The sequence below is a fragment of the Streptomyces sp. B6B3 genome (genome assembly GCF_039871525.1).
Classification (GTDB): Bacteria; Actinomycetota; Actinomycetes; order Streptomycetales; family Streptomycetaceae; genus Streptomyces.
On the sequence record NZ_JBDPLU010000033.1, the window covers coordinates 1 to 22,855 of the forward strand.

Here is a 22,855-nt window from a genome sequence, read left to right on the forward strand (position 1 = left end):
CGGCCCACCGCTGCGACATCGACCACATCCAGCCCTTCAACCACCAGGACCCGGACGCCGGCGGTCCCACCGAACCGGACAACCTGATGGCCCTGTGCCGACGCCACCACCGGGTCAAGCACCAGACACCGTGGTCGGTTGAACGGGACACCACCACCGACCAGATCACCTGGACCGCCCCCACCGGCCACCACTACAGCCGAGACCCACACACCTACGCCGCCTGACCAACCAGCTGACAACAGGATCACCCGGTCGGTTGCGGGAACCGCCATCGCACGTCGAGTCATCGATCCAGGACACGCTGAACCCGGCGTCCGGGCGGTTCGACAAGATCACGCTGGAGTACCGGAACCTCCCGCACCCCACCGTCGAGCCGCCGCTGCGGGTGTCGGCGAGCGTCGACTTCGATGCCGCGGCGACCGTCGGACGCGTTCTCCGGCGGGTGGAGGATCTGGTCCGGCGCTGGCGCCGAGTGGGGCTACAGGGGTGCGGGGCCGGCGCCCGGTCGGCTGCCGGGCGTGAGGACCGTCGGCTCTCGGGAAGGGGCACCCCAGCCCGGGTGCCGCTGCCGAAAGCTGACGGAGCCGACCCCGCGGATCTCATGCTGATGCGCATGCATCGCTGCCCCGATGGTGGACATTCCATCGAGGCAGTTTCATGCCGTTAGTTGAGGCCGTCTGATCCGGGGTTTCTACAACTTGCAGTAGAGACTTGTACCCTGGGTGTCGCTGACGGCCACGTACCCGCTGCTGTCATGCGTCCAGTAGACGGTTCGAAGGTTCTCTCCGCTCACCTGGCCGGTGGTGTAGCTGGAGCCGCTGGAGGCCCACTGCCACTCGCCGGATTGGTCGTCACCTGATTTGTGCCCGATCAGTCCTATCCTCCAGTTGGAGGGGTCGGGCTGTTGGTTGTAGAGGCCGTACCAATCCTTCTCCGTCTGGGGATGTCCCTCGTAGCCGATGACGACCTTGCCGCCTCGGCATTCCGGGGTGACCGCGTCTGGAGTTCCCGCCACCTAATTTCTCCCTTCGAGAGCGTGGCTGTGCCACCTCGAAACGGTAAGGCCGCGCAAGAATCTCTGTACACGGGCCGAATCAGCCAAAGTGTGGCAGCCGCATTTCGCGCCAACTTCGGAATTTCGCAAGCGGGCCTCGGGGAGCTGTGGTACCCGGCCAGGTCGGCTGCCGATGCACGTCCCGGGCGCCCCATCAGGGCCGTCCGGCTCATCGTCATCGTACGGTGTCGCCGTCCCCTCGCGTTGCGGCCCGCGGTTCGGACGCCGCGGCAGCGGGCGCCTCGCAGGGCTCCGAATTCTGCGTTCTTCCGAATCCTGACCGACAGCACGGTTTCCCACTCACAACGAAACGACCAAGGTCATGCCGGCGGCTCTCAATTGGCGCTCCGGCGTCCTCCGGACTGCCGATTTCGACCACATGCACTCGGCGTTTTCCTCTGAGCTCGACAGGGCTACCAGTGGCGCGATGGGCGCCCTGTCGGAAATCGCCGAAGAAGTGTTTACCCGGGCGATTTCCGACGCCACGCCTCCGGCGCTCATCCGCGTTCTGGCAACTCTCGCTGACGGCATCGCCCTTGGGACAGCTCAGGAACGAGCGGTTGTCGGCGACCATCGTGCCGGGGCGGAATATCTCGGCAGGGCGCACGGCATCTTCGCGATGCGAAAGGCGCGGGACGTAGGGGCGGCCGTTCTGTGGTTCGTACGCATCGGCGCACCACCCAAAGCGACAATGGCCGCCGTCGGGGCCGAACAGGTCGTAGGCGGTAAGGGTGCACTCGGCCCGGTAGAGCGCCAGCGCTTTGTGTCGTGGCCCCGGGCCGAACGCTGGTTCGTCGGCCTCGGCGCCCGCGCGTACACTCACTGGCGCGCTGTCGAGCGCCAGGGCGAACCCGGGGGAGCACACCGTTCATGCACGACCACGACGATCCGGCCTGGGGGCCGTTGCCCGTCCGATCGGCCGCTCTGCGCTGGCTGGTGCTGCTCCCGCTGACCCTGGTGTTCCTGCCGGTGTGGTGGGTGGTGTGGGTGCTCCTCGCGCTCTGCTTCTACGGCATAGCGCCGGTGGTCCAGCTGGTCGTCTACCTGATGCCGCGTTCCGAGAACGGTGCGATACGGATGCTGGACGCCACGCTGGGCCGGGTGCCGTTCATCCCGCGCTGGTGCGTGACGCCCGTGGCGCTGGTGCGGGAGGGCGACGCGGAGTACTACCGGGCGCGCGTGGACCGGAAGGTCGGGAAGAAGACCCGGCTGGCCGCGGCCTCCTCTCTCGGCCTGCACCGCGACCTGGAGCTCGGCGTGCACTACTTCCGGGGCGCGGGCGCCGGTCACGTCATGCGCGTCGCCTCGGAGCTGGGCTGGAGCCTCCATCCGTTGCTGCGCTCGCACCCCCGGCGCCGCCTCCGCCTGCGCCACAACGGTCGGCCGCAGCCGGACACCGGGGCCTGACCGGGGGGTAGGGATACATGTCCGACCTCGCCGTCTTCACCGGTCCGGCCGGTGACGCCGCCCGGCTCCGACCCGGGCGTTCGGGTCTCGCCCCCCGTGTGTGGGAGGCGGCGGTCCTGGCTCACGAACGGGATGCCTTCGCCCGGCACGTTCTGGACGGCCAGGGGGTGCTCGACGAGCGGCTCGTGGCCTGGCGCGACGATGCGCTGGAGGGTGAGGTCCGGTGACCGACGCCGCATCGGCCCGGATACGGCCCGCCCGTGTCGCCGACCTTCCTCGTCTTGCCCAACTCGCGGCCGAACACGCCGCCTACGAGGGGGCGGCGCCCCCGCCGGCCGATCTGGCCCGCCGGCTGGAACGGCTGCTCTTCGGTGGGGAGACCGCGCGGTTGCGGTGCCTCGTCGCGGAGTCGGGCGACGGAGACCTCATCGGTTACGCGTCGTGCGCGCCGGAGGTGTCCACGTGGGACGGAGCCGAGTACCTCCACATGGACTGCCTGTTCCTGCGCGACGGTCACCGGGGCCTGGGGATCGGCCCCCTGCTGGTGCGGGCCGTGGTGGCCGAGGCACGCGAACTCGGACTCGGACAGGTCCAGTGGCAGACCCCGCCGACGAACACGGACGCGATCAGGTTCTACGACCGTCTGGGTGCTCAGGCGAAGGAGAAGCGACGCTACTTCCTGCCGGTCGACTGAACGCTGCCGAGGGTGCCCGGCGAACGGACCCTCGCCCCAGGGATTGACTTGTCGCAGATCTTGTCGCAACTTGATGAGACAAGACTTCAGACAAGGGCGTCATGCCGAAGGGAGCGTCGCCTGATGGCTGACCAGTCGGTGCGTGCGACAGATCTCAGGGAGGCCGGCGTGTGGTTGGCCCGGCACGGCCTGGCCGACGTCCGGCCGACGCCGTTGCTGGCCACGCGTCTGGCGGTCCGACGCAGTACCCGTCTGGCCGCTCATGTCCTGTTGACCGCGTTCATCATCGCGATCGCCCTCATCTACGTCGTCAACCGGCCTGTCGACTCCGCGAACGACGGGTCCGGGCCGTACCAACACGGCTCGTTGCTGGTTCTGACGGCGGTGGTGGCCGGGCTCGTGCTGGCCCAGTCACTGCTCGACTGGTGGGTGCGGCGCGTCGACCGGCGGGCCGGCACGACGTTACCGCGCCGGGCGGCGCACCCGGTCCGGCTCGGCTGGCGCACCGTGCTCGGCCGGCCGCATGCCGCGTTCGCGGCTGCCATGTTCGCGGGCCCGGCGGTGCTGGCGATCCGCGCCCTGACCGTGCAGGACTCCGCCGCGCGATACGCGGCGCTCATCCTGCTCATCGGGCTGTGCGGGATCGCGGTCGGCACGGTGGTCCAGCTGCGCCACGTTCTGACGCACCCGGCCGTGGCCGACGACGAGGTCTCGCTGACCGCCGACGTCATCATGCGGGTCGAGGACGCCCGCGAGGTCGCCACGCCGAGCGTGGTGTGGTGCCTGCCGGCGGTGTCGGTGTTCGATACGCCGCTGGGTTGGTGGAACGTCGCGTGGCTCGTCTTCGTCGCACTGAGCGTCGTCGTGCTCGCCCTGATCTCCGCGCGGGCCGCGAGCAGCGGCGCGGTGGCCCGGCACGCCACACGCGGCCGGTGAACCGATGATCGTCATCGACTCGGCCTCGCCCGTACCACCGTTCGAGCAGCTCCGCGCCCAGCTCGCCCGGCAGATCCAGGACCACACGCTGGCCGTGGGCACCCGGCTTCCGACCATCCGACGTCTGGCCGCGGACCTCGGCCTGGCCGTCAACACGGTCGGACGGGCCTACCGGGAGTTGGAGGAGGCGGGGCTGATCGAGACCCGCGGATCGGCCGGCACCTTCGTGTCCGCGTCCGGCGAGAAGGGGCGCGAACGGGCGCGCCGCGCCGCCGCCGAGTACGCCGCCGTCATCGCGAGCGTCGGCATCGACGCCCACGAGGCCATCCGCATCGTCCAGGCGGCGCTGACCAACGGCACCGCACCGTCGCCCTCGTCGCCACCGGCCGCCGCACGCCCACCGGACGGCGACGGCCCGCCCTGACGGCCGCGGCGACCGTGATGCTCGCGAGGAGCGCGGCCAAGCGTTCGGCGAGCGGCTCCGCGAGCCCGCGTGTCGACGAGCCGGCGCCCGTCGACGCGCAACCAGGGCAGTGCGGTCACGCTCACACCTTCCCCACGCTCAGGCGGAGGCCAGTGCCTGTTCCATCTGCGCGACCCACTCCGCCGCGCCGTCCGCCGGTGAGACGTTGCCGAAGAGCACGTCGGAGTCGATCCGGGAGGTGATGTCGTTGAGCGCGGAGCCGCCGGCGGGTGGGATCGGGGCCGCAGGGGCGCCGTTCTGGGAGACCTGCTCGACGTAGGCCGAGTTCGCCTCGCCCGCGTCGTCCAGCATCGGCGTGATCGCGTCGCGGACCTCGGTGTTGAACGGCAGGCCGCGGTCGTCGAGGATCTTCTCGCCCGCCGCCGGGGAGTTGACCAGGTAGTCGATGAGAGCCGCCGCCTCCTCGGGGTGCTCGGAGCGCGACGAGATCGCGTAGAACTAGGAGGGCAACACCGTGGCGCCCGGCTGCTGGTACTCCGTCTCGCCCGGGAGGGCGACCAGTCGCAGGTCCTCGCCGGCCGCCGCGGCGTAGGCGCCGACCAGGTTGGAGTAGGTGATGGTCATCGCCGCCTCGCCGGTGCCCAGCAGGGACTGTTCCGGGGTGAGCGTGGCGCCCTCCTGGATGATCTCGGCGGGCGGTGGGCCCCCGCCGTCGAGCAGGGCCGGCTCCAGTTCGAAGAAGTCCTCGATCGTCGAGGCGGCGACGCCCAGTTCGCCCTCCTCGTCGAAGATGGGCGTGCCGCGCTGGCCGGCGTAGACGCCGAGGAGGTCGTTGGCCCGCGGGTCGAACCCGTAGGTGCCGTCGGGGCTGTTGGCGGTGATCGCGTTGGCGACGTCGACGAACTCCGACCACGTCCAGGTGTCCGGGTCGGGCAGTTCGACGCCGGCGGCGTCGAAGACGGCCGGGTTGAGGATCAGGCCGATGGCGTTGCCGCCGGTGGGGACGCCGTAGAGGACGTCGACGGAGTACAAGGACAACCGGGTCGCCTATCTCTTCCTGATCCCGTGGCTGCTCGGCGTCGTGTGCATCACCATCGGGCCGGTGCTGGCCTCGCTGTACCTGTCCTTCACGGACTACAACCTGCTCCAGCCACCGGAGTTCAGCGGGTTCGAGAACTACACCCGGATGTTCGACGACCCGCAGTTCTGGGCGTCGTTGAAGGTGACGCTCATCTACGTCGTCTACTCGGTGCCGCTCCAGCTCGCCCTCGCGCTGGGCCTGGCCCTGCTGTTGGACCGCGGCCTGCGCGGCCTGGCGTTCTACCGGTCGGTGCTCTACCTGCCATCCCTGCTGGGGGGTTCGGTGGCCATCGCCATCCTGTGGCGCCGGGTGTTCGGCCTGGAGGGCCTAGTGAACGCCCTCCTCGGGAACTTCGGCGTCACGGGGGCCGGGGTGGATCGCCGACCCCTCGACGGCACTGAGCAGCATCGTGGTGCTGCACGTCTGGACCTTCGGGTCACCCATGGTGATCTTCCTGGCCGGGCTGCGGCAGATCCCGCAGATGTACCACGAGGCAGCGGCGGTTGACGGCGCGACGGCGATCCGTCGCTTCCGGTCGATCACCCTGCCGATGCTCAGCCCGATCATCTTCTTCAACCTGGTGCTCCAGGTCATCTTCGCGTTCCAGTCGTTCACCCAGGCCTTCATCATCTCCGGCGGCACGGGCGGGCCGAGCGACTCGACCCTCTTCACCACGCTCTACATCTACAAGCAGGGGTTCGGCCGGTTCGACATGGGCTACGCCTCCGCCATGGCCTGGGCCCTGCTGGTCATCGTCGCCGCGTTCACCGCCGTGAACTTCTGGTCATCGAGATTCTGGGTGTTCTATGACGACTGAAACGACGGCCGAAACGCGTCCGGGGCCGGCGGCGCCGGCCGGTCGTCCCGCGGCGCCGGCCGGTCGTCCCGCGGCGCCGGCCCGCCGCCGCGGCGGGCCGCTGCCGGCGGGCGTGGCCAGGCGGCGGGCGGTGGCGCTCGGCAAGCATCTGGTGCTGATCGCCGTCGCGCTCACCATGCTCTACCCGCTGATCTGGCTCGTCGTCAGCTCGTTCCGGCCGAACGACGTCATCTTCCGGGACCAGGGACTCAGCCTGCACGGCCTGACGCTCGACAACTACAGCAACGGCTGGACGGCGCTCGCGTCCCCGTTCGGCAGGTACCTGTGGAACTCGGCGATCCTGGTCTTCGGGGCGATCCTCGGCAACCTGTTCTCCTGCTCGCTGGCCGCCTACGCCTTCGCCCGGCTGCGGTTCCGCGGCAGGAAGGTGCTCTTCGAGCTCATGCTCGGCACCATCGTGCTGCCGATCCACGTCATCATCGTGCCGCAGTACGTGCTCTTCTCCGAGCTCAACCTGCTGAACACCTTCCTGCCGCTGGTCCTGCCGAAGTTCCTCGCCACCGACGCGTTCTTCGTGTTCCTGATGGTGCAGTTCATCCGCGGCCTACCGCGCGAGCTGGACGAGGCCGCCCATATCGACGGCGCCGGGCACCCCCGGATCTTCCTGCGCATCATCCTGCCGCTGATGACGCCGGCCCTGGCGACGACGGCGATCTTCACCTTCATCGGCACCTGGAACGACTTCTTCGGCCAGCTCATCTACCTGACCAGGGAGAGCAACCAGACCGCCCCGCTGGCCCTGAAGACCTTCGTGGACGCCCAGTCCGCGTCCGACTTCGGCGGCATGTTCGCGATGTCGGTGGTCTCCCTGCTGCCGCTGTTCCTGGTCTTCCTCTTCGGCCAACGCTGGCTGCTCCGCGGCATCGCGACCACCGGCATCCGGTGACACGGTCCGGACCGAGCGCGGTCGCCGCGGGTGCTCGGTAGGGTCGGCAGATGAGTGTCGAGGTCGAGGTCGTCCGCGAGGCGACCGACGAACTGGTCGAGGCGGTCGCTCGCCTGCTGCCCCAGCTCTCGAGCAGGCCCGACCCGACGGACCGCGCGTCGGTGACGCGGCTCCTCCGGAGCGACGCGAACACGCTGTTGACGGCACGGGTGCGGGGCAGGGTGGTCGGCATGACGACCCTGGTCCTGGTGCCGCTGCCCTCCGGGCTTCGCGGTCGCATCGAGGACGTCGTGGTCGACGAGACCGCGCGAGGCCACGGCGTCGGATCCGCCCTGACCGAGGAGGCGCTGAGGCTGGCGGAGACCGCCGGCGCCCGGACGGTCGACCTCACGTCGAGTCCTTCCCGGCAGTCCGCGAACCGGCTCTACGAACGCCTCGGTTTCGTGGCCCGCGACTCGCGGGTCTATCGGTTCGAGGTGAGGTCGTAGCCCGACAGGACGCACTGACCGCTGGTGCCACGTCCGCCTCAGCAGAATCGAACAGACATCCCGAAAAGGCTTGTGACCAGCGGGGATTGTCAGTCTGAGGCAGTATCATGAAGGGGTAAGTTCTGGTTCGGCCAGGCTCCTTGGAGGTCGCCCCATGCCCGTGGCGTACGCACCGACTCCCGTGTCCAAGAAGCGACTCCCGGCGGGGATGCCCCGCGAGTGGTATGTCATGCACAATCGCATGATCAAGGCGATGCGCATCTCCATCGCCTGCCTCGAAAGCGGCCTGTACACCCCGCAGCAGGCGAGGAACGAGGTCATAGCGCTGGTGGCCGAGCGCATCGGCGTCCATCCGCCGTCCGCGATCACCTGCCGCCTGGTGCGCAGCCTGCTCTGGTCGTCGAACCCCCAGGGCCGCGTTCCCAGGTGAGCGGCTCCGCCCGGACCGTGGCGAAGGTTCCCGGCCGCGTCGCGCCCGGCGCGACGCGGCCGGGGCCGGCGCGGCCGGCGGGAGTTCGCGCCGCCTCGGGCACCGGAGCGCCGTGGTCACGCACCGAACGGATGAGGCGGATGGGCGCCGAGTGTTCCCAAGCGCGACGGGTATCCCTACTATTTCCATCGGAAATATAGGTTCGTAAGAGGTAGGTTGGCCAGAGGACCTCTCGCCCCGTCGCCGACGCCGGGAGCGGATCGCCGGCGGCGGTCGGGGAAGGAGAACCCTGCGATGCCTGTCGCGCCGTCGTGCTGGAGGCTCCCGTGACCACCAACTCCGCCCGTCCCCTCGTCGCCGTCGTCGGAGCGGGCGCCGCCGGCGCGCTGACCGCGATGCAGGTGTGCGAGACGGCGGTACGCCGCAGTACGCCCGTCAGCCTCGTGCTGATCGACCCGGCGCCCGAGGCGGGCCGCGGCGTCGCCTACGCGACCGCCGACTCCCGCCACCGGCTCAACGTGCCCGCGGGCGGCATGAGCTGCTATCCGGACGACCCCACGCACTTCGTGCGCTGGCTCCGGGAGCACGGTGAACCGGAGGCATCCGCCTGCGACTTCGTCCCCCGGCAGCGGTACGGCGCCTATCTCGCCGACTCCCTCGGCCAGGCCGTCATCCGCGCCCACGGCACGGTCGCCGTGCGCCGACTGCGCACCACGGCCACCCGCTGTACCTGGACCGGCGGCGGGCGCGGCACGCTGCGCCTCGCCGACGGTCAGACCCTGGAGGCCGACAGCGTCGTGCTGGCCACCGGCCCTGCCCCCGGCACCCAGTCCTGGGCCCCGGAGCCGCTGCGCGCCTCGGCCCGTTTCGTCCCCGACCCGTGGGCGCCCGGTGCGCTGGACGCGCTCGGCGCGTTGGACGCGCCCGGCGCCGATACGGAGGGCTCGCCCGGGGACGGGGACGTGCTGCTGGTCGGCACCGGACTCACCGCCGTGGACGTGGCGCTGACCCTGGAACGCGCGGGCCGCCGCGTGCACATGGTCTCCCGCGGCGGCGCCCTGCCCCGGCGGCACGCCCTGGTCCAGCTCCCGCCGCTGCTGGCGCCCGACGAACTGGTCGGCCTGCCGCTCCGCACCCTGCGCGCGGCCGTGCGCCGGCACGTCGCCGCGGCCGTACGCCGGCACGGCGACTGGCGGCCCGCCGTCGACGGCCTCCGCCCGCTGTCGCAGACCCTGTGGACCGCCCTCTCGGACGCCGAGCGGGCCGAGTTCCTGGCCCGCGACGCCTCCCGCTGGAACCTCCACCGGCACCGCATGCCCCCGGCCACCGCCGAGGCGGTGGAGCGGGCGTTCACCGCCCAACGGCTGCGCGTGCACACGGGACAGGTGCGCGACGTCGTCGCCCGGGACGACGGCGCCCTCGACGTCACGCTGACCTCGGACCGCACCCTGCGCGCCGCCTGGGTGGTCGACTGCACCGGGCCCGGACTGCGCGTCGCCGACCGCCCCGACCCGCTGTGGCAGGGGTTGTTCGCCGACGGCGCCGCCGTCCCCGGGCCGCTCGGCATCGGGGTCGCCACCGACGGCGGCCGGCTGCGGGGCGCGGACGGCCGCGCGCCGCGCCCGCTGTTCACGCTCGGCTGGCCGCGCCGCGGCGAGCTGTGGGAGACCACGGCCGTCCCCGAGATCCGCGCCCAGGCCGCCGAGATCGCCGAGGCCGTTCTGGAGCCGGTGCGCCGTCCGGTCCGCGGCCGGCGCCGGCCCACCGACCTGCAGGGGCTGCCGCTGTCCACGCACGCCGCCGCGGCGGCGGCGTACCGCGTCGGACTGGAACGCGTGCTGAAGGTGCGCGCCGGCGCCGCCGACGCCCTGTCCCGCGCCGTCGAGCTCGACCCCGGCTTCGCCCTCGGCCACGCCGCGCTCGCCCTGCTCGGCCACGAGTGCGGCTCGGACGTCGACGTGCCGCGCGCCCTGGCCGACGCCCAGCGAGCCGCGCGGGAGCGCGCCGACGAGCGCGAACGCGGCTTCGTCGACGTCGTGTCAAGCCGGATCACCGGCGGTGGCGGCGGCGACGCCGCGCTCACCCGGCATCTGGCGGCGTATCCGGGCGACGCCCTGGCGCTCGCCGTCGCGGTGCCCACCATCGCGTTCTCCGGCGTCACCGACCTCGACGGGGCGATGGCCCGCCGGCTGGTCGAGCGCACCGCGCCCGCCTACGAGGGCCACTGGTTCCACACCTCGTTGCTGGCCTTCGTGCGCCAGGACGACGGCCGTTACGACGAGGCCTCCGAGCTGGCCCGCCGGGCGTTGGCGGTCGAGCCCGCCTCGGGCCACGCCACGCACGCCCTCACGCACGTGTACTACGAGACCGGGGCGCACCGGCAGGGCCGCGACTGGCTGGACGGCTGGATCGCCGGCCAGGGCCGCGGCGCCACCCACCGGGCGCATTTCGCCTGGCACGTCGCGCTGCACGAGCTGGCGCTGGACGACCAGGACGCCGTGCGCCGGCGCTGGTTCTCCCAGCTCGCGCCGCACCGGGTGGGCGGCGTCCGGGCCTTGGTGGACTCCGGATCGCTCCTGTGGCGGGCCCGGCTGGCGGGCGGCTGGACCGGCGACCAGCCGACGGCCGACGTGCTCGCCGCCGTCGGACGGGAGGTCGTGGAACACCCGACGACGCCGTTCACCGCCCTGCACGGCGCGGTGACCCTCACCGCGGCCGGCGACCTGCCCGCCCTGCGGCGGCTGCGCACCCACGCCGCGGGCGCGGACCCGGTCCAGCGCGAGGTCATCGCCCCGTTCTGCGACGCCCTGATCGCCGTGCTGGAGGAGCGCTGGCCCGACGCGGTCGGCCATCTGGAGGCGGTGCGGCCGATGCTGCGCCGGGTCGGCGGCAGCGCCGCGCAGCGCGAGGTCGTGGAGGAGACGCTGCTCCACGCGCTCGTCTCCGGCGGGCGGTGCGACGACGCGCGGCGCCTGCTGGAGACCCGCCTCGACCGACGCTCCTCCCCCGCCGACCACCGACGCCTGACGGCCCTGTAGGCATGTAGGCCCTGTAGGCCCTTGCCGGGCGCGGCACCCGGCCGGAGGCCGCGGCGCGGCTATTCGGCGCGCCAGATGTTGTCGAAGGCGGCCCGTTCGATGTCCCGTCGTTGGCGCACGCCCGCCAGTTCCACCACGGCGTCGCGGACGGCGGCGAGCACCGTCTCCGTCGCCTCGTCGGGCACCTCCGCCGCGTCGCCGGTGGCCTCGTCGCGGAGCCCGACGGCCGCCGCGAGGCTGGTCAGCACGGGCTCGTCCGCGGCCCGGCGGTCCGCCGCCCGGCGCCGGTCCGGCGAGTCGACCGGCTCCAGCCGGCCGGACGCGAAGGGCGTCCGGCCGCGGCGGTGGGCCGCGACCAGTCCCTCCGCCTCCAGGGCGGTCAGATAGGCCGCGGACAGGCCCCGGCCCCGGCGCCACAGCCAGTCCTCGACGGACTCGTACGGCTCCCGCCGGACCAGGGCCGCCGCGGCCTCGTTCAGCAGCGGATCCGCCGGTGTCGTCCGATGGTCCGGCACGATGCGCACGACGTGGTCGCCGTCCAGCCCGACCTCCCGGGCGGCCAGCAGGTCGATCAGCTCGGCCCCCGCGAGCGCCAGCGACAGCTCGCCCTGCTCCAGAGGGCGACGCGGCTCGACGTCCAGGGCGGTGATCATCAGGTCCCGCGGTGTGGTCATGGCGGACTCCACATCAGGGGCAGCGGCGGTGACGACCCACGGAACCAGCAGACCAGATCCCGGCCGATCCCGCGCGGCGAACGGACGCGTACGGGTCAGCCGGTCTGGTTGTCGAGGTGCTGGTTGTCTAGGTGCTGGTTGTCTAGGTGCTGGGCGTCGAGGTGCTGGGCGTCGAGGTGCTGGGCGTCGAGGTGCTGGGCGTCGCCGAGGGCGACGAGGCGACGGCTGCGGTAGAAGTCGTCCTCGTGCAGCGTGGTGATGCTGCCGGAGCGGGCGTGGAAGACGACGTAGTCGAGCGACTCGAGGGGCATCCCGATCCAGCACGCCACCACGTACGTCATGGCGAACCCGTGGGTTACCACGATCTGGTGCTCGCACGGGCGCCGCACGATCTCGTCCATGGCCGCGTAGACGCGCCGCGCGAGGGCCGCGTAGGTCTCGGCGCCCGGCACGCCCTGGTCGTAGCCCATCCGGTCGCCGACGGCCGGCGGCGGGACGTACCTCCCGTCCAGCCACTCCTGCGGCCTGCCCTCCGCCTCGCCGAAGGACTTCTCCCGCAGCCGGCGGTCCAGGATCGGCTTCACGCCGAGGAGTTCGGCCACCTCGTCGGCCGTCTCGCGGGTGCGCCGCAGGTCGGAGGAGAACAGCTCCACCTCGGCGCCGTCCGGGATCCGCTCCCGCAGCGCCCGGGCGATGGACGCGGCCGCCCGGACACCGACGGGCGTGAGCCGCGAGTGGTGCCAACCGCCGACGACCCCCTCGACGTGGTGGGTGGCCTCCGGATGGGTGACGACGTACACGGTCCGCATGTGGGCGTGCCCCTCTCGTGGGTGGCGGCCGGCTGGTTCCGGCCGTCGGAACTATGGAAGGAGCGCGCCGACGCCCGCAAACGGATTCTCCGGCCGGTCGGGGGACCTCGCGGTCGCGAAAAGGTATGGACCGCCCGGCTGGTGGTCGCCTAGCCTGGCCGCTTCCCTTGGGTGTTCCCTACGTGAGGACTTCGCGCGCATGACGCCGCCTGCTCTCTGAACCTGACAGTTCCTGCGCATTGGTCGCCGGCGACGCCGTCGGCTCTTCTTCCCATGCCTTCGTCAGGTTTTCAGAGAGCTCATGTCTTCACATCCTCATACCGTGCTGCCCTGGGCGGTGCGGCGCACCAAGCTGCCCCTGCTCGCCCTCCGGTGCGTGGCCTGTTCTTCCGGCCGCGCCACGCTCGGCGACGGCAAGTTCCGCGTCAACGCCAACGGCAAGCTCCTCGACGTCTGGCTCCTGGTCAACTGCGTCTCGTGTGACCGGACCGGCAAGCTCACCGTCCACGAGCGCGTCCCGGTGCGCTCACTGCCCGCCCGCCTGCTGGCCGGTTATTCGGCCAACTCGCCGTCACTCGTCGTGGACACCCTCCTCGACCCGCTGATCGCCCGGCGGAACCGGTTCGCGCTCGACTGGGACGGGTGCTGGGAACTCCACGTGCCTCCCGTTCCCGAGAGTCCGTGGCCCGTGCGGATCACGGTCGTCTTCGACGATCCCGTGCCCGTCCGTCCCGAACGGCTCATCGCTTCCGGACTGGGCCTCAGCCGTCGGGAGATCGCTGACCGGGTCAAGATCGACATCCCGCTGAACCGCAGGACCAGACAGGACTTCTCCTTCGTCCTGGTGTGGTCGGTTCAGTAGGTCCAGGCGGCCGGGGCGGAACACGGTTCTGGCGTGTTCCGCCCCGGCTAGGTTCAGGGCCGCACGTCGGCCAGGGTGACGACGCGGCGGGTGTGGCGGGAGCGTTCGGCGGCGAAGGCCATCCAGTGGCTGTCCAGCGACGCGGCCAGCGAGGTGGTCACCTCGGCGTCGAAGTCGTCGGCGGCCACGGCCCGGACGAACCGTTCCACCAGCGCGTCGTCGCCGCCGGCGTGGCCCCGGTGGTCGCCGGCGTCGGACGCCTCGGGGACGGCGCGCCACTCGTCCACCCGGTGCCCGAGCGGTCCGTCCGTGCTCGACGTCACCGCGTACCCCACCGACGGTGGCGCGGTCGCGGCCGGCGAGAACCGCTGGAGCCGCAGCTCCCCGGTCTCCATCCGGCCCGACACCTCGCCGCGGGTCCCGGTGATCTGCACCGTCCTGGTGTTGGCGCCGGTGAACGCCGAGGTGGTGAGCGTGGCGGTCAGTCCGCCCGGGAACTCGAACACAGTCTGCTGGTGGTCGACCACGTCGTTGTCCGAGCGGTACACGCAGCGCCCGTAGGGGCCTTCGGCCAGGGCGGTGAGCCGGCCCGCCCTGCTGGTGTCGGATCCGAGCAGCGCCACCGGCCAGCCGTCCACGTCGGCCAGCGCGTCCACGTAGTAGCGCGGGGCGTAGAACGGGCAGGTGTCGGCGGCGGGGCAGCCGTGGACGCAGTGGGTCGGGGCGCCCTCGGGGGCGTTCTCCGCGCGGAAGTGGAGCAGGTTCCCGACGCTGCTGACGGTGCGCGGCGGGTGGCCCGCGAGCCAGCGGATGATGTCCAGGTCGTGGGAGGTCTTGGCGAGCACCATGGGACTCGCCGCGGCGGTGTTCCGCCAGTTGCCGCGCACGTAGCTGTGCGCGAAGTGCCAGTAGCCGATGTTCTCCTCCAGCCGGATGGTCACCGGCTCGCCGATCAGCCCGTCGTCCAGCACGGCGTGCACGCTGCGCCAGAACGGCGTCTCGCGCAGCACGTGGGCGACGGCGACGCGCGGCGCCAGCCCGCGCAGCCGGGTCTCCAGGTCCCGCAACGCCTCCTCGTCGGTGGCCATCGGCTTCTCCAGCAGGATCGCCAGCCCGCGCCGGGCCGCGGCGACGGCCGGTTCCACGTGCACCCGGTCGGGCAACGCGATCACCACGGCGTCGAGGCCGAGGCGTTCGGCGTCGTCGAGCAGCGCGGGCCAGGCGGCGTAACGGTGGTCGGCCGGCACCCCGGCCGAGTCGGCGAACGCCTCCCGCCGGTGCTCCATCGGCTCCGCGACGGCGACCACGGTGGCCAGTTCGGGGTGGCGCAGGAACCACTGGCCGTAGGCCTCGGCGCCCCGGCCGCCGAGTCCGAGAATCGCCGTCCTGACCGGTCGCCCGCTGGTGCTCATCTGCCGTGCTCCGTTCCTGGTGTGGGGTGGGGGGTGGAGTGGGGTGTCGCGCGTCGTGCGTCGTCCTGGGTGAGTTCCTGGCCGTCCAGTTCCGCGAACGCGCGTCGGACCACGTCGTCCAGCGTCCAGAAGCCGCCGGAGATGCGCCGCAGGTTCTCCGCGGCCACCTCGTCCACCGGCCGGTCGAAGGCGCCGGCGAAGAACTCCCGGGTGGAGTCCAGGTGCACCCTGGTCAGCCGCCGGGCCAGCGCCTCGTCGCCGGCCCGCACCGCGGCCAGGATCTCGTCGTGCCGCGCGTTGCTGGTCGCGGGCCTGCGCTCGCGGCGCAGCGTCATGAAGAGCACGTACGGCGCGATGGCGCGGTGCATGGCGGACAGCACCGGGTTGCCCGTCGCCTCGCACAGCAACGAGTGGAACCGCAGGTCGCTGATGGCCTGGTCCAGCAGGTCGTCGCCCTCGTCGATCGCCGACGCCAGGGCCGCGAGCCGCTCCGCCACGGGCGCGCCGCGGCGGGCGGCGGCCCGCCCGGCGACCTCGGTCTCCAGCAGCACCCTGGCCTCGAAGACGTCGCGGACGGTCGCCCCGTGGGTGCTGAGGAGCCGGCTGAACGCGCCCGCGAGCACGCTGCCGTCGGGACGCCGGACGAAGGCGCCGCGGGCGGGCGAGATCTCGATGAGTCCCTGGCTGGCGATCGACTGCAGCACCTCGCGCACCACGGCGCGCGAGACGGCGTACTCCTGCGCGAGCACGCGCTCCCCCGGCAGGCGGTGGCCGGCCTGCCACGCGCGGGTGCGGATGCGTTCCTCGATGTCGTGCTTGAGCGCCGCGCCCGCGTCCGCGAACGCCCCGTGCGGCCGCGGCCTGCGCATCCCCTTGCCGGGGATACCCGCGCTGTCGTGGCCCGCGCCGTCGTTGCCAGGGCTGTCGTTGCCGGGGCTGTCGTTGCCCAAGCCGCCGTTGGCCGCGCTGTCGTTGGCCGCGCTGTCGTTGGCCGCGCCGCCGTTGCCCAAGCCGCCGTTGGCCGAGACTCCGTTGGGCGCGCCGCCGTTGCCCAAGCCGCCGTTGGCCGCGCTGTCGTTGGCCGCGCTGTCGTTGGCCGCGCCGCCGTTGCCCAAGCCGTCGTTGGCCGCGCTGTCGTTGGCCGCGGCCTGGATGCCGGCGCCGCCGGCATCCGTACCGCCGTCGCCGCTCGTTCCCGCACCGCTCACCGTCGTCACTCCCCACCCTCGTGTCGCCCGGGCAGGCGCCACCAGGCCGTTTCCGTCGCGCGCAGCGACCCGTCGTCCGCCGGGCCACCGCCCGACCGCCACAGCATCTCAGCGATCGCGGCCTCACTCGGGCCGAGCGGGACCTCCACCGGCACCGCGGCGTCCCCGAGGTTGGCCGCCACCAGTAGCGGCCCGCGCCGGATCACCACCAGGTCGCCGTGCCGTTCCACCGTCGCCGCGCGCGGCAGTGCCCCGCGCACCGCGCGGAGCGCGGCGATCAGCGCGCGCCATCCGGCCAGCGGGCTGCCGGGGTCCGCCGCCTGGTCGGCGACGGAGCCCGCCGCGGGCAGCGGGCCGTGCGGGAGCCAGGGCGCCGCGGCGAATCCCCGGTCGGGCGCCGCGGACCACGGCATCGGCGCCCGCGCGCGATCCCGGGACGCCTCGGGCTGCCCGGCTCGCACCGCGAGCGGGTCCCGGGCCGCGCCCGGCGGCACCCTGAGGTCCTCCGCGCCTATCTCCTCGCCCTGGTACAGCAGGTAGGGCCCGGGCATCGCCAGGACCAGGCCGGCCGCGGCGAGCGCCCGCCGGGCCCCGCCCAGCCGGGTGGCCGGCCGCGACCGGTCGTGGTTGGACAGGAACCAGGCCACCGTTCCCGTTCCCGGCGGGTGCGCCATCGCGGCGAGGGCGGCGTGCAGCTCGGCGGCGTCGAGGCGGGCGGCCTCGGGGCCGAACCACATCGCCGCGTCGAGCCCGCCGGGTGCCACGTAACGGGCCACCCGCTCCGGGTCGTCGAGCACCGTCTCGCCGAGCAGGAACGGCGGCTCGTCCCGGGCGGTGCGGGGCAGGGCGGCGCGCAGCTCGCGGAAGAGGTCGACCACGCCGTCCTGGTCGATGTCGTGGATCCGGACCAGCCCGTGCGCCTCCCGGGCCCGCCCCACCCGTGGCGGGCGCCCGGACGTGGCCGGGTCGGGCGTGGCCGGGTCGGGCGCGGGCGGGTCGGGCGCGGGCGGGTTGTCGGGGAAGTCGGCGTGCTTGAGCAGGTTGTGCGCGACGTCGAACCGGAAACCGTCGACGCCCCTGGCCAGCCAGAACCGCAGGATCGCGGCCCACTCCTCGCGCACCGCGGTCGAACGCCAGTTGAGGTCGGGCTGTTCGGAGAGGTAGGCGTGCATCCAGTACTGCCCGGAGGCCGGGTCGAACGTCCAGGCCGGGCCGCCGAAGTTGGAGATCCAGTTGTTCGGCGGCCCGCCGTCCGGCGCGGGGTCCCGCCAGAGGTAGTAGTCGCGGTGGCCGCGCCCGTCCCGGCCCTCGGCGCGCGCCGCCAGGAACCACGGGTGCTGGTCGGAGGTGTGGTTGGGCACCATGTCCAACAGCACCCGCAGCCCCAGCGCGTGGGCCCGCGCCACCAGGGCGTCGACCGCGGCGAGGTCGCCGAAGAGCGGGTCGACGCCGGTGAAGTCGGCGACGTCGTACCCGTGGTCGCGGCCGGGCGAGGGGAAGAACGGCGTGATCCACAGGGCGTCCACGCCTAGTTCGGCCAGATGCGGCAGCCGGGCCGTGAGGCCCGCGAGATCGCCGACGCCGTCACCGTCGGAGTCGGCGAAGCTGCGGACGTACACCTCGTAGACGACCGCGTCGGACCACCAGGTCATGCCCACCGGGTCATCCCTTCTCGGCCCCCGCCGTCAGCCCGGAGAGCAGCGAGCGCTGGGCGAGGACGAAGACGACGACGATCGGCACGGTGAGCGCGATCGACCCGGCCATCAGCACGGTCGGCGGCACCGCGAAGTCCGAGAGCTGCGCGATGCCCAGGGAGGCGGTCCACCGGTCGCGCTTGTCGACCAGGAACAGCAGCGCGTACAGGTACTCGTTCCAGGCGATCATGAAGACGTACAGGCCGGTGGAGATAATGCCGGGCAGTGCCATCGGCAGCACCACCCGCCAGATGACCTGGGTCCGGGTGCAGCCGTCCGTCATGGCGGCCTCCTCCACGCTCGCGGGCACGGCGAGGAAGTAGTTGCGCAGCATGAACAGCGCGACCGGCACGGTCTGCGCCAGGTAGATGATCATCAGCCCGACCAGCTGGCCGCGGAGCCCGATCCGGGAGAACATCACGAACAGCGGGACCGCCAGCACGATGCCGGGGAAGAGGTAGACCGCCAGGAACAGCACGCTGACGGTGTCCCGGCCGAGGAACCGCAGCCGCACGGCGGCGTAGGCGCCCAGCACGCTGCACGCGGTCGCCAGGACCACGGTGCCCAGCGCGACGATCGCCGAGTTCCCCATGAACCGCGCCATGCCGCCGCCGCCCTCCGCCTCGGGGCGCAGCGCGGTGGTGTAGGAGCTGAAGTCCATCTCCGAGGGGGCGGGGAAGATGTCGAGCGGGTTGGTGATGACCTCGGTCAGCGGCCGGAGCGAGAGCAGGATGCCGTAGACCAACGGACCGGCGCAGGCCAGCACGGTGACGGCGATGGTGAGCCACTTCAGCACGCCGAGGACGCGCCGCTCCACGCGGTGGCGGGTGGCACCCCGGGTGCGTGGGGGCGCGGTGCTGGTGCTGGTGCTGGTCGTCATCGTGCGACCTCCCTGCGGGACATGCGGACGTAGATGATGAGCAGCACGGTGAGGATCGCCATCATCACCAGGCCGAGGGCGGACGCGGCGCCGATGTCGCCCTGGGTGGTGAGCTCCTCGTAGACGCGCACGGCCAGCACCTGGGTGCCGCCGGCGCCGCCGGTGAGCAGGTAGATCTCGTTGAAGCTCTGGAACGACCAGATGAACCGGAGCACCGCCAGCAGCGCGAGCACGCCCGCGAGTTGCGGCAGCAGCACGTGCCGGAAGCTCTGGCTGGGGGCGGCGCCGTCGATGAGCGCGGCCTCCTCCAGATCGCCGGGCACGGCCTGCAGGCGCGCGGTGATGAACAGGTACGCCAGCGGCGCCGTCTTCCATATCTCGAACGCGATGACCACCAGCAGCGTGACGGGCAGCGGCAGCCCGGCGACGTCCATCGAGGTGGTGCTCAGGAACGACACCGGCTCGTCCCAGCCGAGGAACCGCTCGCCGAACGCGTTGACGAAGCCGTACTGCGAGTTGAGCAGCTGCTCCCAGATCATGACGGCGGCGACCACCGGCAGCACGTAGGGGATCAGCACCAGGGCGCGGACCAGTCCGCGGCCGGGGAACGGCTTGCGCAGCGCGAGGGCGATGGCCAGACCCGCGGCGACCGAGCCCGCGGTGGTGACGACGGCGAACAGCACGGTGGTCCGCATGGCGGCCCAGAAGCCGCTGCTGGACAGCACGGCGCGGAAGTTGTCCAGGGTCCACCGGGTCTCGCCGTCGCCGAGCGGGCCGATGTCGATGAGCCGCACGTCCTGGAAGGCGTAGAGCAGGCTCATCACGAACGGCGTGAGCACCACCAGGACGACGACCAGCAGCGTCGGGCTCACCAGTGCCCGGCCGGTCAGGTCCTCGCGCCGGGCGAGGGTGCGGCGGCGGGGGCGGGCGGTCAGGTTCGGGACTCTCACTGGTTCTCCCGCTGGATGGTTCTGATCTCGGTGGCGACGCGCTCCGCGTAGTCGGCCGGATCGCCGCCGCCGACCAGCCGGTTGACGTCGGTGACGAGCGTGTTCTGGGTGAACGCCGCGCCGGCCGTGGCCCAGTTCTCGGTGCCGAAGCCCCAGCGCGTGAACGCGTTGGCCGCCGCGTACACCTCCTCGACCACCTCGGGGGCGAACATCTCGGCGAACGGCCGCCGGTTCGCCGGGTCGGCGCCGAACGGCAGCGAGCGCCACTCGTCGACGAAGCGCTGCGGGTCCTCGGGGGGCCCGGTCCGGACGGGGATCCGGCCCTCGGGGGTCATGGCGAGGGTGTCGAGATAGCCCTCGTTCATCACGTAGTCGATGTACCGCAGCGTCTCCGCGCGGTCGGCGCCCTGGAGCACCGCGTGGTTCATGGTCAGGCCGAACCCGGTCGCGGTGTCGTTGTGGTCGCCGGTCAACGAGCCGACGACGCCGGTGTTGCGGGCGAGGAACGCCGGGTCGTCGGCGCATTCGGCGCAGCTCACCGGGAAGGCCGGGTCGAGGTTGGCGATCTCGTCCAGCAGGTGCGGCGACCAGAGGACCATGGCGGCGTCCCCGGCCAGGTACGAGGCGCGGGTGGACTCGATGTTCTGGTCGCCGGCGACGGACGCCTCGGTGAGCTCCTGGTAGCTGGTGAACGTGTCGACGCAGGCCTCGGACTCCAGCGCGACCTCGTCGCCCTCGAACATGTCGCAGCCGCCGGCCAGCGCCAGGTGCTCCAGGTTCTCGGAGGCCGAGGCGTTGGCGGGCTGGGTGCCGAGCACGATGCCCGCCATGTCCAGGTCCGCCTCGTCGACGGCCTGGGCCGCCGCCACCACGTCGGCCACGCTGGTGGGCGCGGGGATGCCCAACTGGTCGAAGACGTCGGTGCGGTAGAAGAGCATCTCGCCCCAGCCGTCCGAGGGCACCGCGGCGACCTCGCCGTCGACGGTGACCAGGTCGACGGCGCGGGAGCTGATGGTGTCGGGGCCGAGCGCGGTGAGCGCCCGCTGGGCCGCGCCGGTGTCGACCAGGCCCTGGTCGGTCCAGCGGGCGACCTGGTCGGGGCCGACCAGCGCCGTGTCGGGCAGGTCGCCGGAGGCGGCGCCGGCGACGATGGCCTGGTTCATGTCCGTGGCGGCCATCCCGACGATGTTGACGTGGATGCCGGTCTCGGCCTCGAAGTCGGCGGCTATCTGCTCCTGGGCCGCCATCCGCGGCGGCGTGCTGTGCGGGGTCCAGACCGTGACCTCGCCGTCGCGCCCGTCGCCCGACGGGCTCACGAGCGAACAGGCGCCGAGCGTCGTCGCGCAGAGGGCGCCGGCGAGCACGGCGACGAGCGCGGACGCCGGGCGCCGCGGCGCCGCCGTTCGGGCTCTGGGTGGAAAGCCGGGGGCCCGTCGCATGGGCGTCCTCCTCGGGAGTGGCGGGATCGGGGATGAGGGCATGGGGGTGTCGGGATCGAGGTGTCGGGATCGAGGTGTCGGGATCGGGTGGCGGGTCAGCGGGCCCGCGCGAGGGCGGGCTCGAAGCCGTCGAGAACGGGGACCGGGCGCCCGTCGAGCAGGGCCAGGGCGATCAGCGCCGCCGCGGCCACCGTCGAGATCGGCGCCACCGCGGCCGGCGTGCCGGCGGCCGTGACCTTCTCCGGCAGGCAGCCCAGGCGGGTGCGGTGGGCGTCCAGCCAGTCCAGCAGGGCCCGGGCGATGGCGCGTTCGCCGAGGGCCGCCGCGGTGAGGGCGTACAGCGACACCTGCGGGTTCCACGCGGTGTGCGGGTCCGGCCAGGCGGCGCCGGGGCGCAGCCCGCCGTTGGCGACCCGCATCTCGTCGCGCGAGCGGTCCCAGGCGGCGCGGGCGCCCGGCACCAGCGCGGCGCCGGAGGCGGTGACGAACGGCGGGAGCAGGAACGCCACCGAGGCGTCGCGGCCGCCGCCCGACGGGAAGCGCTCGTAGCCGGACGGGCCGTAGGTGCGCACGACGGCGGCGAGCAGCGCGTCGGCGTGCCGGCGGGCGCGGGCGGCGGCAGCGGCCTCGCCCAGCAGCTCCGCCAGTTCGGCGCCGGCGCGGAGCCCGAACGCGAGCGGGGCCGCGACGCCGAGGGAGGGCTCCTCCTGGTCGGTCTCCCAGAAGTCCTGGCTGGGCCGGGGCAGCGAGGTGGCGGCGTCCAGCACGTCGCCGGCCGCGGCCACCGCCGCCAGGACTCCTCGGCGCAGCTCGGCGAGCGCCGCGTCCCGCGTCGTGGGCGGGCTCAGCCGGGCGGCCAGCCAGGTGGCCCAGAGCGTGTAGCCGATGCCGTCGTCCTGCCGGCCGCGGTCGTCGGGCACCTCACCCGAGCCGTCCGGCAGGTACCGCGCCTCCCACTGGCCGTCCGGCTCCTGCACCCGGTAGATGAAGCGCAGCGCGTCCCAGGCGTCGTCGAACTGGCCGAGCAGCGCGAACGCGGCGACGACCAGCGCGTTGTCCCGGGCCCAGACGAACGCCCAGTAGGGGCTGGCCGCGCCGAGGACGGCGCCGCCGGGCAGCGAGAGGGCGTAGAGGTCGAGCAGCGCGGTTTCGGCGAGGTCGGCGTACCGGCCATCGTCGTCGGGCAGCGCCACCGCCGCGGTGTGCGCCCGGAAGGCCCGTATCTCCTCGTCGGTCGCGAGACGGGCGCCCGGCAGCTCACCGGTCGCCGGGTCGAGGAACGGGGTGCCGGCGATCCTGCGGTGTCCGCCGCCGACGGGCGCGAGCACCGGCCGGTCGACGCCGCGGAACGCGCCCTCCGAGTACAGCCGGGTCTCCGGCTGCCCCGCATCCGTCGTCGAGGCGTCCGGGTTGACCAGCACCCGCCGGGCCTCCCCCGGTCCGTTCTGCCCGCTCACGACGTCCACCCTTCCTACTGGTCTGACCGGTCTGATCGGTCATGCCGGCGCACGCTAGCACGCGGTTCGGCGGAGGGGAATGGTGTAGACCGGTGCCGTTGTCGGCGGCGTGACGCAGCTCACCCCACGGCCGGGCGCCCCGCGGCGGTCCG

At 72.8% G+C, this 22,855-nt stretch carries 25 protein-coding genes; 13 read left to right on the forward strand and 12 right to left on the reverse strand.

The genetic code is table 11. The annotated features are described in order from the left end of the window. A partial coding sequence (locus tag ABGB06_RS36740; protein WP_347593819.1) for an HNH endonuclease signature motif containing protein occupies positions 1 to 227 on the forward strand: 227 nt, incomplete at its 5' end. 467 nt (positions 228 to 694) lie between these two features. Here ABGB06_RS36740 and ABGB06_RS36745 read toward each other — a convergent pair. Then, the gene (locus tag ABGB06_RS36745) at positions 695 to 1,018 is read right to left on the reverse strand and encodes a hypothetical protein (protein ID WP_347599084.1); all 324 of its coding nucleotides are present in this window, start codon (positions 1,016 to 1,018) and stop codon (positions 695 to 697) included. 909 nt (positions 1,019 to 1,927) lie between these two features. Here ABGB06_RS36745 and ABGB06_RS36750 point away from each other — a divergent pair. The 5 genes from ABGB06_RS36750 (at position 1,928) to ABGB06_RS36770 (ending at position 4,518) form a co-directional block, all read left to right on the forward strand. Then, entirely contained in the window at positions 1,928 to 2,464 is a 537-nt protein-coding gene (locus ABGB06_RS36750) for a hypothetical protein (protein ID WP_347599087.1), read from the forward strand. Between the two features lie 17 nt (positions 2,465 to 2,481). After that, positions 2,482 to 2,691 (forward strand): hypothetical protein, encoded by a 210-nt coding sequence (locus ABGB06_RS36755; protein WP_347599090.1) that lies wholly within the window; start codon positions 2,482 to 2,484, stop codon positions 2,689 to 2,691. Next, positions 2,688 to 3,158 carry a GNAT family N-acetyltransferase gene (locus tag ABGB06_RS36760; protein ID WP_347599093.1) on the forward strand — a complete coding sequence of 157 codons (471 nt, stop codon included), beginning with the start codon at positions 2,688 to 2,690 and terminating at the stop codon, positions 3,156 to 3,158. The genes ABGB06_RS36755 and ABGB06_RS36760 overlap by 4 nt, the downstream gene beginning before the upstream one ends. A gap of 123 nt (positions 3,159 to 3,281) precedes the next feature. Further along, positions 3,282 to 4,094, forward strand: a complete 813-nt coding sequence (locus ABGB06_RS36765) for a hypothetical protein (RefSeq protein WP_347599096.1) — start codon at positions 3,282 to 3,284, stop codon at positions 4,092 to 4,094. Positions 4,095 to 4,098: 4 nt separating this feature from the next. After that, positions 4,099 to 4,518 (forward strand): GntR family transcriptional regulator, encoded by a 420-nt coding sequence (locus ABGB06_RS36770; protein WP_347599099.1) that lies wholly within the window; start codon positions 4,099 to 4,101, stop codon positions 4,516 to 4,518. Positions 4,519 to 4,656: 138 nt separating this feature from the next. Here the strand turns inward: ABGB06_RS36770 and ABGB06_RS36775 are convergent, their stop codons facing one another. Next, entirely contained in the window at positions 4,657 to 4,869 is a 213-nt protein-coding gene (locus ABGB06_RS36775; protein ID WP_347599102.1) for a hypothetical protein, read from the reverse strand. A 147-nt stretch (positions 4,870 to 5,016) separates the two neighbouring features. Beyond that, positions 5,017 to 5,556, reverse strand: coding sequence for an extracellular solute-binding protein (locus tag ABGB06_RS36780; protein WP_347599105.1), 540 nt, complete (start codon positions 5,554 to 5,556; stop codon positions 5,017 to 5,019). Positions 5,557 to 5,599: 43 nt separating this feature from the next. Here ABGB06_RS36780 and ABGB06_RS36785 point away from each other — a divergent pair, with 43 nt between their 5' ends. From ABGB06_RS36785 to ABGB06_RS36810, 6 genes are all read left to right on the forward strand, one after another. Beyond that, positions 5,600 to 6,106 (forward strand): sugar ABC transporter permease, encoded by a 507-nt coding sequence (locus ABGB06_RS36785; RefSeq protein WP_347599107.1) that lies wholly within the window; start codon positions 5,600 to 5,602, stop codon positions 6,104 to 6,106. Beyond that, the gene (locus tag ABGB06_RS36790) at positions 6,042 to 6,416 is read left to right on the forward strand and encodes a sugar ABC transporter permease (RefSeq protein WP_347599109.1); all 375 of its coding nucleotides are present in this window, start codon (positions 6,042 to 6,044) and stop codon (positions 6,414 to 6,416) included. Before ABGB06_RS36785 ends, ABGB06_RS36790 begins: the two co-directional genes overlap by 65 nt. Next, the gene (locus ABGB06_RS36795; protein WP_347599111.1) at positions 6,406 to 7,362 is read left to right on the forward strand and encodes a carbohydrate ABC transporter permease; all 957 of its coding nucleotides are present in this window, start codon (positions 6,406 to 6,408) and stop codon (positions 7,360 to 7,362) included. The genes ABGB06_RS36790 and ABGB06_RS36795 overlap by 11 nt, the downstream gene beginning before the upstream one ends. 50 nt (positions 7,363 to 7,412) lie before the next feature. After that, complete coding sequence (locus ABGB06_RS36800; RefSeq protein WP_347599113.1) at positions 7,413 to 7,850, forward strand: GNAT family N-acetyltransferase; 438 nt, start codon at positions 7,413 to 7,415, stop codon at positions 7,848 to 7,850. 154 nt (positions 7,851 to 8,004) lie between these two features. Next, positions 8,005 to 8,280, forward strand: a complete 276-nt coding sequence (locus ABGB06_RS36805) for a hypothetical protein (RefSeq protein WP_347599115.1) — start codon at positions 8,005 to 8,007, stop codon at positions 8,278 to 8,280. A 395-nt stretch (positions 8,281 to 8,675) separates the two neighbouring features. Further along, positions 8,676 to 11,318, forward strand: a complete 2,643-nt coding sequence (locus ABGB06_RS36810; protein WP_347599211.1) for an FAD/NAD(P)-binding protein — start codon at positions 8,676 to 8,678, stop codon at positions 11,316 to 11,318. 59 nt (positions 11,319 to 11,377) lie between these two features. Here ABGB06_RS36810 and ABGB06_RS36815 read toward each other — a convergent pair whose 3' ends face one another. Continuing rightward, positions 11,378 to 11,992: a GPP34 family phosphoprotein gene (locus ABGB06_RS36815; protein ID WP_347599117.1), complete on the reverse strand. Its 615-nt coding sequence runs from the start codon at positions 11,990 to 11,992 to the stop codon at positions 11,378 to 11,380. A gap of 95 nt (positions 11,993 to 12,087) precedes the next feature. Beyond that, positions 12,088 to 12,801 carry a histidine phosphatase family protein gene (locus ABGB06_RS36820; protein ID WP_347599120.1) on the reverse strand — a complete coding sequence of 238 codons (714 nt, stop codon included), beginning with the start codon at positions 12,799 to 12,801 and terminating at the stop codon, positions 12,088 to 12,090. 322 nt (positions 12,802 to 13,123) lie between these two features. Here ABGB06_RS36820 and ABGB06_RS36825 point away from each other — a divergent pair, with 322 nt between their 5' ends. After that, positions 13,124 to 13,663 carry a DUF1062 domain-containing protein gene (locus tag ABGB06_RS36825; RefSeq protein WP_347599122.1) on the forward strand — a complete coding sequence of 180 codons (540 nt, stop codon included), beginning with the start codon at positions 13,124 to 13,126 and terminating at the stop codon, positions 13,661 to 13,663. Positions 13,664 to 13,716: 53 nt separating this feature from the next. Here the strand turns inward: ABGB06_RS36825 and ABGB06_RS36830 are convergent, their stop codons facing one another. The 7 genes from ABGB06_RS36830 to ABGB06_RS36860 form a co-directional block, all read right to left on the reverse strand. Then, positions 13,717 to 15,075 carry a Gfo/Idh/MocA family oxidoreductase gene (locus ABGB06_RS36830; protein WP_347599125.1) on the reverse strand — a complete coding sequence of 453 codons (1,359 nt, stop codon included), beginning with the start codon at positions 15,073 to 15,075 and terminating at the stop codon, positions 13,717 to 13,719. Beyond that, positions 15,072 to 16,283, reverse strand: coding sequence for an FCD domain-containing protein (locus tag ABGB06_RS36835; RefSeq protein ID WP_347599128.1), 1,212 nt, complete (start codon positions 16,281 to 16,283; stop codon positions 15,072 to 15,074). Before ABGB06_RS36835 ends, ABGB06_RS36830 begins: the two co-directional genes overlap by 4 nt. A gap of 5 nt (positions 16,284 to 16,288) precedes the next feature. Then, on the reverse strand, positions 16,289 to 17,935 hold the full coding sequence (locus ABGB06_RS36840) for an alpha-amylase family glycosyl hydrolase (RefSeq protein WP_347599131.1): 1,647 nt from the start codon (positions 17,933 to 17,935) through the stop codon (positions 16,289 to 16,291). A gap of 10 nt (positions 17,936 to 17,945) precedes the next feature. After that, on the reverse strand, positions 17,946 to 18,857 hold the full coding sequence (locus ABGB06_RS36845) for a carbohydrate ABC transporter permease (protein ID WP_347599134.1): 912 nt from the start codon (positions 18,855 to 18,857) through the stop codon (positions 17,946 to 17,948). Further along, a complete protein-coding gene (locus ABGB06_RS36850) occupies positions 18,854 to 19,807 on the reverse strand; it encodes a sugar ABC transporter permease (RefSeq protein ID WP_347599137.1) in 954 nt (317 codons plus the stop codon). Before ABGB06_RS36850 ends, ABGB06_RS36845 begins: the two co-directional genes overlap by 4 nt. Next, positions 19,804 to 21,246 (reverse strand): extracellular solute-binding protein, encoded by a 1,443-nt coding sequence (locus tag ABGB06_RS36855; protein WP_347599140.1) that lies wholly within the window; start codon positions 21,244 to 21,246, stop codon positions 19,804 to 19,806. The genes ABGB06_RS36850 and ABGB06_RS36855 overlap by 4 nt, the downstream gene beginning before the upstream one ends. A 95-nt stretch (positions 21,247 to 21,341) precedes the next feature. Next, positions 21,342 to 22,703: a hypothetical protein gene (locus ABGB06_RS36860; RefSeq protein WP_347599143.1), complete on the reverse strand. Its 1,362-nt coding sequence runs from the start codon at positions 22,701 to 22,703 to the stop codon at positions 21,342 to 21,344. Between the last annotated feature and the right edge of the window lie 152 nt (positions 22,704 to 22,855).

Coding starts and splice junctions, on each gene's coding strand:
- ABGB06_RS36765 (WP_347599096.1), top strand. CDS start 3,282: ATGGCTGACCAGTCGGTGCGTGCGACAGATCTCAGGGAGGCCGGCGTG.
- ABGB06_RS36805 (WP_347599115.1), top strand. CDS start 8,005: ATGCCCGTGGCGTACGCACCGACTCCCGTGTCCAAGAAGCGACTCCCG.
- ABGB06_RS36775 (WP_347599102.1), bottom strand. CDS start 4,869: ATGCTGGACGACGCGGGCGAGGCGAACTCGGCCTACGTCGAGCAGGTC.
- ABGB06_RS36830 (WP_347599125.1), bottom strand. CDS start 15,075: ATGAGCACCAGCGGGCGACCGGTCAGGACGGCGATTCTCGGACTCGGC.
- ABGB06_RS36820 (WP_347599120.1), bottom strand. CDS start 12,801: ATGCGGACCGTGTACGTCGTCACCCATCCGGAGGCCACCCACCACGTC.
- ABGB06_RS36855 (WP_347599140.1), bottom strand. CDS start 21,246: ATGCGACGGGCCCCCGGCTTTCCACCCAGAGCCCGAACGGCGGCGCCG.
- ABGB06_RS36795 (WP_347599111.1), top strand. CDS start 6,406: ATGACGACTGAAACGACGGCCGAAACGCGTCCGGGGCCGGCGGCGCCG.
- ABGB06_RS36750 (WP_347599087.1), top strand. CDS start 1,928: ATGCACGACCACGACGATCCGGCCTGGGGGCCGTTGCCCGTCCGATCG.
- ABGB06_RS36845 (WP_347599134.1), bottom strand. CDS start 18,857: ATGACGACCAGCACCAGCACCAGCACCGCGCCCCCACGCACCCGGGGT.
- ABGB06_RS36790 (WP_347599109.1), top strand. CDS start 6,042: ATGGTGATCTTCCTGGCCGGGCTGCGGCAGATCCCGCAGATGTACCAC.
- ABGB06_RS36770 (WP_347599099.1), top strand. CDS start 4,099: ATGATCGTCATCGACTCGGCCTCGCCCGTACCACCGTTCGAGCAGCTC.
- ABGB06_RS36815 (WP_347599117.1), bottom strand. CDS start 11,992: ATGACCACACCGCGGGACCTGATGATCACCGCCCTGGACGTCGAGCCG.
- ABGB06_RS36755 (WP_347599090.1), top strand. CDS start 2,482: ATGTCCGACCTCGCCGTCTTCACCGGTCCGGCCGGTGACGCCGCCCGG.
- ABGB06_RS36800 (WP_347599113.1), top strand. CDS start 7,413: ATGAGTGTCGAGGTCGAGGTCGTCCGCGAGGCGACCGACGAACTGGTC.
- ABGB06_RS36840 (WP_347599131.1), bottom strand. CDS start 17,935: ATGACCTGGTGGTCCGACGCGGTCGTCTACGAGGTGTACGTCCGCAGC.
- ABGB06_RS36810 (WP_347599211.1), top strand. CDS start 8,676: ATGCAGGTGTGCGAGACGGCGGTACGCCGCAGTACGCCCGTCAGCCTC.